Annotated in this window: 11 protein-coding genes; all 11 read right to left on the reverse strand. The window is 39.7% G+C overall.

The window, feature by feature from the left end; all coding sequences use genetic code 11:
* Window positions 1-38: 38 nt before the first annotated feature.
* Window positions 39-488: a DUF5085 family protein gene (locus tag MHH37_RS14060; protein ID WP_014823208.1), complete on the reverse strand. Its 450-nt coding sequence runs from the start codon at window positions 486-488 to the stop codon at window positions 39-41.
* Window positions 485-934, reverse strand: a complete 450-nt coding sequence (locus MHH37_RS14065; RefSeq protein ID WP_008405095.1) for a hypothetical protein — start codon at window positions 932-934, stop codon at window positions 485-487. Before MHH37_RS14065 ends, MHH37_RS14060 begins: the two co-directional genes overlap by 4 nt.
* Window positions 935-948: 14 nt before the next feature.
* Window positions 949-1734 (reverse strand): ABC transporter ATPase, encoded by a 786-nt coding sequence (locus MHH37_RS14070; RefSeq protein WP_342573567.1) that lies wholly within the window; start codon window positions 1732-1734, stop codon window positions 949-951.
* Window positions 1735-1756: 22 nt separating this feature from the next.
* On the reverse strand, window positions 1757-3328 hold the full coding sequence (locus MHH37_RS14075) for an LXG domain-containing protein (RefSeq protein WP_342573568.1): 1572 nt from the start codon (window positions 3326-3328) through the stop codon (window positions 1757-1759).
* A complete protein-coding gene (locus MHH37_RS14080) occupies window positions 3328-3630 on the reverse strand; it encodes a YwqI/YxiC family protein (protein ID WP_008405092.1) in 303 nt (100 codons plus the stop codon). Before MHH37_RS14080 ends, MHH37_RS14075 begins: the two co-directional genes overlap by 1 nt.
* Before the next feature lie 38 nt (window positions 3631-3668).
* Window positions 3669-4187 carry a type VII secretion protein EssA gene (gene essA / locus MHH37_RS14085; protein WP_342573569.1) on the reverse strand — a complete coding sequence of 173 codons (519 nt, stop codon included), beginning with the start codon at window positions 4185-4187 and terminating at the stop codon, window positions 3669-3671.
* The gene (esaA, locus tag MHH37_RS14090) at window positions 4177-6966 is read right to left on the reverse strand and encodes a type VII secretion protein EsaA (protein WP_342573570.1); all 2790 of its coding nucleotides are present in this window, start codon (window positions 6964-6966) and stop codon (window positions 4177-4179) included. Before esaA ends, essA begins: the two co-directional genes overlap by 11 nt.
* Window positions 6963-11438, reverse strand: coding sequence for a type VII secretion protein EssC (gene essC, locus MHH37_RS14095; protein WP_342573571.1), 4476 nt, complete (start codon window positions 11436-11438; stop codon window positions 6963-6965). The genes esaA and essC overlap by 4 nt, the downstream gene beginning before the upstream one ends.
* 91 nt (window positions 11439-11529) lie before the next feature.
* On the reverse strand, window positions 11530-12858 hold the full coding sequence (gene essB, locus MHH37_RS14100; RefSeq protein WP_342573572.1) for a type VII secretion protein EssB: 1329 nt from the start codon (window positions 12856-12858) through the stop codon (window positions 11530-11532).
* A gap of 12 nt (window positions 12859-12870) precedes the next feature.
* On the reverse strand, window positions 12871-13110 hold the full coding sequence (locus MHH37_RS14105; RefSeq protein WP_008405084.1) for an EsaB/YukD family protein: 240 nt from the start codon (window positions 13108-13110) through the stop codon (window positions 12871-12873).
* Between the two features lie 123 nt (window positions 13111-13233).
* Window positions 13234-13527 (reverse strand): WXG100 family type VII secretion target, encoded by a 294-nt coding sequence (locus tag MHH37_RS14110; RefSeq protein WP_008405083.1) that lies wholly within the window; start codon window positions 13525-13527, stop codon window positions 13234-13236.
* Window positions 13528-13693 lie beyond the last annotated feature (166 nt).

Consider the following 13693-nt stretch of genomic DNA (forward strand, 5'->3'; position numbering starts at 1 on the left):
ATCTTTTTATTCATTACGTTTGAATTGGCCTCCGTTTTTCACCTTACTCCGACACTCATTTCCACATATGTTGCCCCGGAATGACTGCGTTTGTATTCTACAAAGTAAGGGCTGCTCTGCGAGAAATTATGTTGTTGTATGTGCTCCGCCAGTTCCCAAAACTTTACTTGAGATTGTTCATCAAATTGATCGGTAATCCGCGTCATCAGCATGCCATTAATTGAAAAATAGCTTCTGAAATTAACATCTTCTTCAGAACTTATTTGCGAAATTTCATTCTCTTCGATCGGCCGGAAAATTTCAGCAGTCATAACGGATGCGGTCGGGTCACTGATAATAGAAAAAAACATGACATCGGCTGTATTGTATCCATGACTCGATAAAATTTGATCAAAATCTTGGAAAGCCAGATCAATTTCTTCCGGGACAAAATTATAATATTTTGAAGCTACATTTCTGTATGCAATTTGATGGTTTTCTATAATCATTGCACTTCGCTCCATTCTTTCAATGGGACATACAAATCAATGATATATTCTCCGTAAACATTTAACAGTACACAGATATATGAATCCTCTACGGAAAGATTTTCTGCTGCTGCATACGCTTTTACTTTCTCATAAGCAGTCCTGAAATCGAATTCTTCCTGTGCATGGCGCAATAACAGAGATTGATTCAATTGGTATTGATTTAAATAGGCGAAATCGGTAATCCCTTCTTCAAATTCGATTTCCGTATTAATCGGCATAAAATAAGTAAACAAACCTTCCCCATCTTCCTCTTCTTCAAACGAGAAAAGCACCGGCCCATTTTTATACACTTCATGATTTAACGGAAAATCTTCCATTACTTTTATTCCTTCAAGCCAGTTCTCTTTTTGATCTCTCACACGAAACATAATTAAATGATCGAAATGCAATCCGCGAATCTCCATATGACTGAGTCCCCCTAACTTTGTTTTACTTTTCTAGTATTTTTGGCTGCTCTTTCCGTGTTCAGATAACCGTTTATATCAAAGTTGAAGCTTTTAAATCTGATTTTGCAATATAGTATAACAAGCTGCTCCGGCAATACGAAAATGAGTGTATAAAAAATACCGAATGGTAAAAAGACTAGCATGATTGTTTCAAATAAATCGGACGAACCTGTTTTCATGACAAATTGGATAAGAAAAACAAGCGCTGTACTGCCGATGACTGCAATTGGAATATACGATTTCGTTTCAAATTTCCCACGCATTTCCTCGTTTCTTGACCCTGCACGGTAATGACCTTTTTTTAGAAGTAAATAAAAGCGGATCCACGTAGCAATAAACAATACACCTGCAATTGAAAGTGTAATCCATGTTAAATTTAGTAGCGATTCAACTGTTGCAGCGTCCTGTTCCCCTAAAAGAAATAACGGGGCAAGGAATAAAAATACAGAAAAATTTTGTGTCATAATAATCGACAGGAAGTACTGCAGCTTCTCCATCTTATTAAAAACGACAGGAATAGCGAATAGAAGGGACAATAAAATAATGATTCCTGTAAGCCACATATGAATTGTTTTAATGCATTCGAAATTTGGATAGATTGTGTATTTACCTGCAATATTATAAGTTAGATAGAAAAACAGTGCCTGCAGGAAAATGCCTAATACAAGCACAGATGCCAACGAATTCGGACTTTGTCTACCAGACTCCAGCGGTCCTCGTAATACTGCGAAATCTTGTTCTGATAGTTTTTTTAGCATGCGGTGATTACCTCCATATTCATCAGTGGAACCAGCCTTTAATTTTATCCATGGCCGATTCCCCTGTTTTTTTGTCTTTTTTGTTAAGAAGCGTATTGGCGAAGATTCCGACTGCAACACCAACAGCAGTACCGACACCCGGAATTGGAACAGCGGCTGTGAATAATGCAACACTTGCAGCTTGTACCGCACCGCCCACCGCTGTATCGATTGCCGTATCCACTGTGGCACGTGTATGGGCCTCGGCTCCTGTTAGCCCGTCATCTTTTGCATTATGGTAATTGCTGTAGTAGTTCAGACCGGCCGATACAGGGCCAAGTGCTTTTGTAAATCCTTTTGCAGCCCCATTGGTAAAAATCCCTTTTACATCTACAGCATCTTTGAATGACTTACCCGCACCTGCTACAGTAGCTTTACCAACCGTTTTGGCTTTTTCGGCAATGGTCGCTTGATCATTCCAGTATTTTAGCGATGAATGCTCTTTTAAGGCAGCTTCCCCAACTTTGGACCAGCCTGATTGTCCCTTTTTTTGCGTAGCAAACTTTAAGGTTGCCCGATTATTTGCCTGCTGCTGGTAATGTTTTGGTTTCCATGCTTTATTTCCTTTTGGCAATTTATAATTAAACTCGCGCATTGCTTTTGCATCCGGTGTTACACGTAAATAATGGAGGGCACGTTCACTGGCAAGCATACGGTATACATTTCGGCCTGTTCTCGCATCACGCACCAACTCCATTTTCAGTCCGCCGTTTTTCCCTGCCATGAACATGCCAAAGCTTTCAACTGCGCCATTGACCGCGGTATTAAATTTCTTTGCATTCCCTACATCTTCTTTATGTCCCATAACGGTTTCGTCTGCAGATGTGACATCGCCCGGTTTTTCCTCTACAGGCTCTTCTGTCACTTCTTCGACTGGATTTGTTCGGCTTGTTAAATTTGTTAGAAGGGCTGTCGTTGAAGCATATTGCGCCCAATGTTCAGCAGGGAAATTCACATCGGTCAACCCATCTGTAATCATCGTTTCAAGGTCTTTAATCCAAGTACTCATCGCCGCTAGATCGCTTTCCACTCCTGCAAGCACAGCTGTTTGGCTATTGTCAAACATCATTAAATTTTCAATTGTTGTATCCCGGTGGTTTTTGGCAGCCTTGATTTCGCTTTGTACTGCAGAATCATTGAGTTTCGGCAATGAAACAATATCTGCCACATTGTCCATAATTCCATTCGCTTCAGTTGTTAGGCCCTCCGCAGTTTCTTTCGCATTATTCAAACCTTGTTCAACACCCGTTTCAAGAAATGTTTGTTGAATATAGCCGCTTTGATCTGGTTCGAGGCTGGTTAACGCGGCTTCTGTTTGCTGAAGAACTTCCTGAAAACTGTTTTTAAATAGATAAAAAAATTGTAAAAAGGGCATGTGGCAATCTCGGTAAAATGTACGTATTGCATTCCCACCTTGCCCTTTTAAAGATTCCTCAAGCTGAATAAGTCCCTGTATCGATGTCTCAATTGTTTTCATTTCGGTATCAAGTCTAGTCAGCATGGTTATACTGCGCGCAAGACCGCTATGAAAGTTTTCTGCATCCAATACTTTCATTATTCCATCAGCCTCCCATGACTAGAAGCGGCACCGTTAATAGTTGTTGATATCCGCTGATCCTGCTCTTTTAAATATTGCACAGAATTTTCCGTTGTTTGAATATTATTTTGCAGCACAGCCTGGTAGCTTGTTAAAACCTGTTCCAATTGCAGCGACAGCTCGTTTAATTTTGTAACAACATCCAACATATTCCCTTCAATTGGCGATTCTGCTTTAGGTTTCAGTGTTGACGCAGCATTCTCCATTACTCCCAGCTGTTCTTCAACATCCGCATATACAACTTTCACTTCATTCGACATATTCCTTCTCTCCTTTCCGTTTGTTTGCTTCTTATGTGTTAGCTTTTATCACCCTGTACCATTTTCGGGACTAGCCATAACAAGACAACGAATATACAAGCTATCAAGAGACCGATATAGAAAAACTGCAGCCCATTGCTTTTGCTGTCGTCATCAGGAATCGATTCGGTTATTTTGGTTTTCACTATTTCTCTTTCATTTGAAAACAGACCATATTTCATCGAATCGTAAGCAATCGTTTTCCGTTCTTTAAAATCACTTATAAAAAGCTCTTCCTTTATTTTCTCGTTTCGTTCTAATACTTTTGGCTTGAAATTCAACTGTTTTTGCTCCTCCCGGATATTTTTCCGGTTGTCCAGCAGGGATTCATTATGAAGATACTCTTTGTTGTCTTTAAATTCTTTTTCTTTAAATTCATTGGGATTGAGGTTATTCAATTCAGTAGCTGCAGACACTTGCTTTGTCTCTAAATTTAACGGAAAGCCGGATTCAATTTCGAATCCGACTCCCATTAATATACCAAATCCAAAAACAACTGCTAATTTCCTACATTTCATAAATCGTTTCCTCATCTTGTTCGATTTTACGATTTTTAATTTTGCTTACAATGAGTGGTACAAGTGCAAAAACCCCAATGAGAAGTGCAAGCACAATACTTGCAGAAATAATCAGTGACTCCGGACCATATTGAATCGATAAGTACACCTTCGACATCGGATCCTCATAATCAATATTGGAAGCCAGAAGTGTCAGCATTGGTGTGACAAAGAATACAATTACTGCAACGGTTACAAACCACCCAATTAGCGGGCCCACTGAAAAGCCGGCAAAAATAATTGTGGAAACTGCTGTTAATAATAAAATTGTGAATATCGTCCACTCAATCGAGCTCGTTTCATTTAACGAATAAATATCCATTCCGTACATACTGATAATTAGTCCGACAATCAGATTAAGCAAAGCAAACAATGCAATGCGCACACTTCGTTTATTATTTTTTAAATAGTAGCAGAAGTAGCCGATTAATAGTCCGCTGACCAGAACAATTACGAGTACAATTACGGGCGGTATTTTATTTTCCTGCACGGAAGAATTCAAGCTTTTCGCCGCAAGCGGTGTTGATAAATGATTGTAGATATGGCCGTTCCTTTGTCCATCGATAAATGCATTGTTAAGTACATCATGGATCGCGTTCCGGTACTTTTCTGTCGTCACCACATTTTCATTCCACTTGTAATTCAATTCCTCTGTATCTGCGTTGACGTTCTTCGCTTTTGATTCCAAGTCATTTGTAACCGAGATAATGTTGTCCTGGTTTGCCATAATACTGTTCATTGCATTACTCATCGCCATTAAGTTTTGACTGATGCTTTGCTGATTCGTGACAAGGCTGCTGCCGTCAGCTGGCGGCGTGGCAACTTCTTCAGATCCGGCAATAAAGGCATCAAGGCTTTGCTGCATACTGTCCGCACTTGTCTCAATTGCATCCAGCTGTGCAGAAATCGCTTCATAGTCTGCATCGACTTTTTCCATATACGTCAGGAAGAAAGAATTAACTCCTTTTTCCAAAGTTGCTAATTGGTTTTGTGAAGCGGGAACGTCCATTTGCAATTCATCTAAAATAGTCGTTCCCCGATCATTGATGCCTAAAATCGTATTGACATGCGATGAAATCTCCTTAAAGTTGGATTCTTCGCTTAAGTTCGTTTGCACGACCGCTTCATACTGGGCCAGTGCACCGTAATATTCCATCAGCTTAGTCGTATTGTTACTTCCGATAGATTTCGAGAAAACATTTTTCAGACGCTCTATTTTACCGTTATTCATCATAGGCAGCGCCATAATTTCCGCTTCTTTACGCTCGATTTCTTCGATTACGGCTGTTGCATTTTCGAAGGTTGGTTTTTTTTCAACTACTGTCTCTTTAACCAATTCACTTTGAGATTGTACAAATTGTTCCTGCAATTGTTTTTCCTGCTGTTGGATATGCTGGATATTTGCTTCAATTGTTGTCATCTGTGATGAAATTTGTGTAAGCTTTTCGTTTACTGCTGCAGTAGCACTTGCATTAACTGCGGCTTCCGGTGTCGTTTCGCCCGAATTTACCGCTGTAGCACCCACTTCCTGTTTCAGTGAATTCATGTTCTGGACTAAGCCGAGCAGTTTTTCGCGTTCCGAATCAAGCGCTATAATTTTTGATGTAGCGATAAAGTTATTTGTATTGTCTGTAACTTTGCCGCTACCATTTTTCGCTTGTGTTGTCGGATCTGCTGTAGGGGTACTAGCATCAAGCTGATTCTTTAGACCAATCACTTGATTTTCGTATTGCACTAATAGCTCCCCTTCTACTTGCTTCAGGAGGCTGATAATCTCATTACGCTGAACGACTACTTCATCCGATAAATTTCTAACATTATCTTTATTTTTGGCCAGCTGATTCTCCAATTTTTGTACATCGGAATTGAACTTTTCATTATGCTCCATTAAATACGATTTTACTTCCACATAGCGGGGGTCATGCTCACTTTTCAGCGCGATGATTGAGGCCGTATTTGCATTTTGCAACGGTTGTAAAAGCTGCGGCTGTGTACTGTGATACTCTCGATATGTATCCACATAGGTAACAAATTGTGCCAGCAGCCCTTCAAATTCACCTGCGTTTTCGATATTCCCCTCAATCGGAGTGTCTTTAACAGTGGCAGCCAAATTATCGAGCAGGCTCTTTTGACTTTCAATATCACCAACTACGCTTGCTAAATTCGGCCGATAAAAGTTGGAAATCGTATTTAAAAACTCCATCTCTTTTTGAAGAATCGTATCAAATTCATTTCGTACTTTCTCCAAATCCTGAGATACATAACTCCAGTATAATGTTGCGACTTTCCCGTTAACTCTTGCAGTTGCATTGTCAATTTCTCGCAATACTTTTTCACGGTTTGCCGCGTTCAGCTGACCGGAAACAGTATACTTAAACTCCGCTTTTACCGGCTGTTGCTCTTCATATGTCATGATGTTTTCCGAGAAATTCGAAGGGATATATACGACCGCATCGTACTCTCGATCTGTCAGCCCTTTTTCGGCTGCGCTTCTGCTGACAACAGACCATTCATATTCGGAATCCGTCGATAGAATCGGCTGCACTTCTTTTCCGAATTCCAGTGAACTTTCTTCTTTTTTTGAACCTGTATCTTCATTGACAACCGCGACTTTTTTCGTTCCATTCGATGAATCGAAAAACGGATTTTCTCCGATTGCCATAAAATAAAGGACAGGTGCTCCTACTATCAAAATCATGACGATTATGATTTTTAACATGAGCTTTTTTTGAGCCGTCATGAATAGATCTTCCTTTCACTATCAAAAAGTGGTATTTGGATTTTCGTTTCTTTATTGTTTAGGACATAATAGCCAAACCCTGCTTGTATCTCTTCTTCTTTACGGTCATAAGGAAGCGTGTACAATGTTTGATCAGATTTTTTCATTAATAGAACTGCCTGGCGAATTTGCTTCACTTCCGTAGTTAACACATCGTATCCCTTCGTTAAATCTGTAGAATTTCCTGATGCGATGAAGTTGAACCCTAAATAGCCAGCATTTTTCATCAACTTTGTAATCCGTTCCTGCAATTTTGCATCAATGCCCGAATTGAAACGGGCATAATCATCGACAACCAGCAAAATTGGTGTAAACTGCAACGTTTTGCGCTCAGCTATCGCCGAATTGGCATAAGTCATCTCACGTATTGAAAGCTGCCCTTCTATTTGCGTTATCCATTCTTCCACATCATCTTTAGATTCCAAATACGAAATCGATTCATTGTCGGTAAACATAGCCAGACTTCTGTCAAACGAATCAAAAACGCCGATATGCAGGACGTTGTTCTCTACTGCATTCGTCAACAATACTTTAAGCACATTTGTTTTTCCTTTTTGGGCTTGTCCCATAATCAGAAGGTGCTTGTTCGTCAGGAAATTCACTACGACAGGTCGAACAAATTCTTCATCCAGACCTATCGGATATAAATGCTGCTGACCCATTAATCCGCTGTATTCAGCTAATTGTTTCACGGTTAAATTAGTTGGAAGCATCGGAATCGGTGATGGTCCAATATGATCCTTATACTTTTCTTTTAATATCTTTACAGTTTCTTTAATACCTTCAATTACTTCGAAATCATTATCCCCGTTTGCCGGCAACAGAAGTTGCGAGAAGTTTGCTTCGTCTTTTTTAATAATTGCCCGACCCGGTATTGCTTCAGGTACTAAAGCGGTTTTCCCGAGGATTGTATAGGCTTCACTATGATCCATTAAATAATGGACAATTTTCGTCTTGAGGTTGTTCATGACCGCTTGACGAATCGAAGAAATACGGGTCGCCGTGAAAATCATATAAATGCCTAAAGACTGTCCATCCCGGACAAATTGGTTGAAGTATGTTTCCATATCCGGCATTTCATCTTTAATGAAATCAAAATTTTCTACAACAACAAAGATAAGTGGCAGCTTTTTATCTGCAATGCGGTTATAAAGCTTGATATTGCCTACTTCCAGTTGCTGAAGCAGCTGTTTTCTTCTTGCAATTTCATCTCGAACCATTCGCATAAATTTATCCATTTTGCGCCCTTCTTCCATTAAGAAGAAATCAGCTGTATGCGGAAGTTGTTTTAATGGCAGCAATGAACCGTTCCCAAAATCCATCAAGTAATAATGGACTTCCTCAGGACTGTAATTTTCCGCAATATTTAATAATAATGTCAGCACGGTAGTTGATTTGCCGTAACCAGTTGAACCAAAAATACCTAAGTTCCCGTCTTCCATCACGCGATAATAATATGGCGATTGACTTTGTTTTTCCGGTTCATCGACGAAGGCCATTGCAATATGTTCCTGAATTTCTGATGTAATGCCGTTTTTGTGCAATCGTTCTGCAAGTGGAGGCAGCCAAGGACTTTTCAGCTTTTCGATGTTGTACATTTCCTGGGTTTCTTTAATTTTGTCTACGATTGCTTCGATTTCGGAAAGCCCTTTTTGTTTACTTTCTTTTGCGGCTATATTTGATAATGGGATCAACCCTAAATCTGTTACAATAGCAACTTCATCTTCCCCGCCAATGTGCTCGGATTGATATGGAGCACCACTCCATGCTGATTGGAATAAGTCGTAAACTTCATTGTTGCCAACTTGCAAGTAGCCCCTGCCGGTAACAGTGATGGATGCGGCATCGGCGCTTTTAAGAATTTCCTTACTGTCGTTTGCATCCTGAACCTTTAATGCCACTTTGAAGCGGGCATTACTCCATATTTGATCATCTATGACCCCGCCTGGCTTTTGTGTTGCCAAAATCAGATGTACTCCCAGGCTACGTCCGATACGAGCCGCGCTCACCAATTCACGAATGAAATCAGGTTCTTCATTTTTCAGCTCCGCAAACTCATCCGAAATTAAAAACAGATGCGGCAGAGGTTCTTCAGCAAGTTGTAGCTTTACTAATCCTGTATAGTCATTAATATGGGTCACGTTATAGCGGTCAAAAAGACGTTGACGACGCTTCAGTTCACTGCGGATCGAGGCAAGTGCCCGAATCGTAAAGTTCACGCTACCTTCAATATTTGTGATGGTCCCTAGAAGATGCGGTAATGTTCTAAACGGCTGCGCCATCCCTCCGCCTTTATAGTCAATCAGCAGGAATGCAACTTCATGGGGATGAAAATGAACAGACAATGATAAAATATAGGTCTGCAAAAATTCACTTTTCCCTGACCCTGTTGTACCGGCTAATAATCCATGAGGTCCATGTGCTTTCTCATGAAGATTCAGATACACAAGATCATCTTTTCCCTTCAGGCCGATTGGTACAGCAAGGGACTTGGAGGATTCATTTTCCATCCAGCGATCGCCAATTTGAAGTTCATCGGCTTCTTTCACATCCATCATTTCAAGGAACGTTACACTTTCAGGAATTGAATTTGTCATCCCTGTCTGATGATCCAGTGTCCTTAATAGTCGGGCAAAATGTTCATTATTATCCTGACGGTGGGAATCAAGTTTAAACGGAATATTTACCGCTTTTTTATCCTGAATTAATATGTCGCCTTCTGTATCATTTAAGTATCGAACAAGAGTATGAATATTGTCCGACAAACTTTCCTTTGCATCTGCTGCAAAAATGACTGAGATGTCCAAGTCTTTATGATCACCTTCAAGATATTCCAAAATGACATGATCAGAGATTAACTGCTGGTTTGTAATGATGAAAACAAGATGCGGAGTAAAACGGAGATTTTCTTTGTTCTCCTTAATATCACGCTCGCGAATCATTTCGTAAATCGTTGACAGCAGCTGATCCCGGGTTTTCTCGTTATAGATGAACCCGCGTGCATACATATTCGGAATATTGAAATGCGGCAGCCACTTCATCCATTCAACGTTCTCATAATCGGCTTCATCAAAAATAAAAACAAAGCGCAAATCATGATAGCTGTGGAAAAATGCAAGCTGGCCTATAATTTGGTGAATTTCCTTTTTTACAATTCGCTCTTTCCCGATTAGTCCAATCGGTCCTTTTGCCAAATTCGCTATAACAGGGACATCTGAAATCTCTTTGTATACTTTTTCAAGTTTTTGGGATTGTTCGATTAGATCGTCCATTTCGCGATTGGCCATATCATTCGAGTTCAAGGCAATGGTAAAGCTAGAAGGAACGATTCCTGTTCCTAAACGTAATTGCAGAAAATCATTACTTTCCAAGGAACGTTCCCAAATCCGGTCGGAAATCTGATTCGTCAAATATTTCATACGCTCAAATTTAGGAAAGTGAAACTCCATTGTAAAGCGCTGTTTTTCGGACAGCTGTTGCAACTCTTGCCGTTTATTTTCCAAATAGGCCGTATAGATACGAATACGTCTTTCTTTCTTGCGCTTTTCATTGCCACGGTCTTTAAAATACTGCACGGTTGATGTAATGAGCGTCATGACGAACATTACCATCGTAATCAGTATAAAAATGCCGCGTGGTTGAATAACCGCTACAATCCCCATCACAATCAGCATGACAAGCGGCGGTAAAATGATGAGCCATAAACCACGGTTTGACGGGTCGTTCTCCTGTGAAGGAAATGACAGTGAAACCTTTTCTTTCGGTAGTTCATAGACCATTCTTGGCGTTCTTCTGTATATCGGGTATTTCTTTTTCATTTCTGATTCAGGTTCGCTGATACTCGAAAATATTGTTTCAAACTTTTCGAAGCTCGTCACTTCCAGAACATCCTCTTCCACTAGACGAAAGAAAATAAATGGTGTAAAAATCAAGTCTCCGATTTGGATTTCCTTAGTTGACTGCTTTTTTTGTCCATTTATGTAGAGCATAGTATTTTCCGGAAGTTCAGCAATCCATTGTTGCCCCACCTTCAGCAGTGAAAAAGACTGCTGCTGGATTTCAGCTTCAGATTGCCAAACAACGTCTGCCTGACCGCCTATTGTAGAAAGAGAAATTTCCGTTCTATTCCCTACAAAATACGTCTCACTTGAAGGTCTTGAAAGAAAGAGAATGATTTTCAGCATTTTTTTGCCGGTACTGTCTTTCCACTCAAAAAATTGCTTAGGATTCACTTTTCCAAGCTGGCTTCCATTCTGTTTTACCGTAAAACCAAAGGAATCCTCGGTAATCTGGAGCGGGCCATCTGTAAATGGAATGCTTTGGATTGTTACAGTATCAGATGAATTATTCCCTACTGTAATGGAATTCTTTTTTAGTTGATTTAAATCTATGGACTGATAATAGTTGTCATAGAAAAATATAAGTGTACTCATCAAATCACCTTCTATTAGGGATTTCCTAATCATGTAATGTTTTTTTCGAAAGTGTTTTTACAATTTTCGGTTTGAAGAACATTAACTGAAGTTATTCGGCTCCCGTTTCCTTAGTTTTTTCCGGCTGGGCAGTCTTCTCCGCTTTTGCTTCGTTCGTACTTTCAGGAACTGTATTTTTTTCTTCTGCTTTTTCCTGCTCTTGCTTTGAAACGGAATCTTTTCCGTCATCTGTATTCACATCTTCAGATTCCAGCGCTTCTTTTAATTCTTCAAGCTGTTTTGTCACTTCGTTTATTTCTGTTTGAACTTTGTCAAGCAGCTGTTCGCGCTCTTCGCCGTCTAATTCTCGGTCAGCCTTGATCGATTCTTCATAATGCAACAGCGCAAGCATAATCAAATCTAAATCTTCCAATTGCCGCGCCACCGTTAACGCTTCCTCTGCCTGTCCCCTGCCAATGTAAATCCAGTACTTAAAATAATCCGGATCTGTTTGCAGTGTAATGGTCTTTAAGACGTTTTCCTTTTGCTCTTCCGTCAAAGTTTCATTAACAATGTAGGCAAGCGATAACTCGTACTGAATCACGTTAGGCATTTTTTCAACGTCATACTGTGCAAGCTGATCGATAATTTCACTGTAATTTCCTTGGATGTACGGTGCTTGTACAGCTACATACGCTTCTTGTTGCGGCTGTATTACGAGAGCTGCGTATCCGGTATAGATTCCTAACGGCAATAACACTAATAGAAGCCCCATCAGACTATACCTCACCCAATTCCATTTTGTTTTTGCAATTTTTGTATATTTTTTCGCTTCTTTTTCCAGCAGCTGCAGCTGATCTTGGATGATGGTCAAAAGTTCTTGTTCGTCTTTCGCTTCCATTATTTTTACTGCCACCGGACTTAATTCAATTGACTTGGAGAACTGAATATATTGGTCAAACTTATATTTTGGCTGTACCGCGGCGGCAATGATTGCTTTTGTTTCAGCCCAAAGTCGTTCCTTATTTCTTTCATAAGGAGGGATACTCTCTTTTACTCCATAATGCAGAAAATAAGCAGTCAAACTTTCATCTATGAGAATATTTTCAGGACAAACAATGAGATGAAGCCGGTTTGACTGGTGTAGCATGATAAACCTTAATACCTTTGATGCAAACATCCATCGACTTCTTTCATCTAATGTTCGTAATTTACCGAATGTCATAAAGTTCGGTTCTTTTTTATATGTAAAAATTAATTCATCTTCTGTTAACGTGATGTTTTTCTCAATGAAAGGATTGTTTTCTTGCAATAACGTAATTTCCAGTTCATTAGCTAATTTAATTTTTTCACGTTGAAACCTTAATACAATCTTGTCCTGTTCAAACTTGAGGGCCGCCTCTAACTGTTTTTCTAAATAGGATGTTTTTTTATCTGTCATCTCCATGACTCCTTACAAAATTTCTAATCGATCACCTGTTGTAATGCCACTGTTCACCAGGAGGTCATTCCCGGATAAAACTCGTTGCTTATTTGTATTTCGTACCCAGAACCCTTCTTTCGGTGGATAGGGAATCGACTTTACCTGCCAAACGATTTCAATTAACTCTTTGACGGAATAAGAGTTTGATAGACGAAGATCGAAGCACTCCCCGTTATACTGTTTTAAATCTATTGAAACTTCTATGTACATATCCTTCACCTCAACACATTCTTCTGCAACATAGCGTATAACTTGGGCAAATCGGTCAGCAAAAACAAAAAGAGCGCCTTCATCCGAATATGACGCTCTTTGAATCTTAAACACCGATGAAATTTAGCCGCGAATTTGTCCTGCAATTTGACGATCTGCATCTGCAAGAGCATGTGCAGTATTTTTCAGTTGAACTGAAACATCCTGTAAAAGGCGTTGCATATCTTGAATTGATGGACGTAAAGTTGCATATTGATCCGCGAATGCGCGACTTGATTCACCTTCCCACATTGACTGCAGTTCCTGAATCATGTTATCTAAACGCGAAATTTGTTCTTCTACTTGAGCACTTTCACTCCCATAGCGATTCGACATTGCCTCTAGTTCTGCTGGGGTAACACGAATAATTCCTGACATGAAGTTCTCTCCTTTTTGGCATTATTAAATTCCGCAGTCAAATTCACAAAATTTAACAATCCTCATTTTCAATATCATTCTATAGAACCTTCGTAAATAAGGTCAATAAGAATATAGCAAAAGAGGAATTTTATACTAATTTTTTTGGAATAAAATAAGCAAAGTA

The organism is Solibacillus sp. FSL K6-1781 (assembly GCF_038630735.1).
In the GTDB taxonomy this organism is placed as follows: domain Bacteria; phylum Bacillota; class Bacilli; order Bacillales_A; family Planococcaceae; genus Solibacillus; species Solibacillus silvestris.

Excerpts from the sequence above, each read along its gene's own strand:
- MHH37_RS14060 (WP_014823208.1), bottom strand. The coding sequence starts at position 488 with ATGATTATAGAAAACCATCAAATTGCATACAGAAATGTAGCTTCAAAA.
- MHH37_RS14065 (WP_008405095.1), bottom strand. The coding sequence starts at position 934 with ATGGAGATTCGCGGATTGCATTTCGATCATTTAATTATGTTTCGTGTG.
- MHH37_RS14070 (WP_342573567.1), bottom strand. The coding sequence starts at position 1,734 with ATGCTAAAAAAACTATCAGAACAAGATTTCGCAGTATTACGAGGACCG.
- MHH37_RS14075 (WP_342573568.1), bottom strand. The coding sequence starts at position 3,328 with ATGAAAGTATTGGATGCAGAAAACTTTCATAGCGGTCTTGCGCGCAGT.
- MHH37_RS14080 (WP_008405092.1), bottom strand. The coding sequence starts at position 3,630 with ATGTCGAATGAAGTGAAAGTTGTATATGCGGATGTTGAAGAACAGCTG.
- essA (WP_342573569.1), bottom strand. The coding sequence starts at position 4,187 with ATGAAATGTAGGAAATTAGCAGTTGTTTTTGGATTTGGTATATTAATG.
- esaA (WP_342573570.1), bottom strand. The coding sequence starts at position 6,966 with ATGACGGCTCAAAAAAAGCTCATGTTAAAAATCATAATCGTCATGATT.
- essC (WP_342573571.1), bottom strand. The coding sequence starts at position 11,438 with ATGAGTACACTTATATTTTTCTATGACAACTATTATCAGTCCATAGAT.
- essB (WP_342573572.1), bottom strand. The coding sequence starts at position 12,858 with ATGACAGATAAAAAAACATCCTATTTAGAAAAACAGTTAGAGGCGGCC.
- MHH37_RS14105 (WP_008405084.1), bottom strand. The coding sequence starts at position 13,110 with ATGTACATAGAAGTTTCAATAGATTTAAAACAGTATAACGGGGAGTGC.
- MHH37_RS14110 (WP_008405083.1), bottom strand. The coding sequence starts at position 13,527 with ATGTCAGGAATTATTCGTGTTACCCCAGCAGAACTAGAGGCAATGTCG.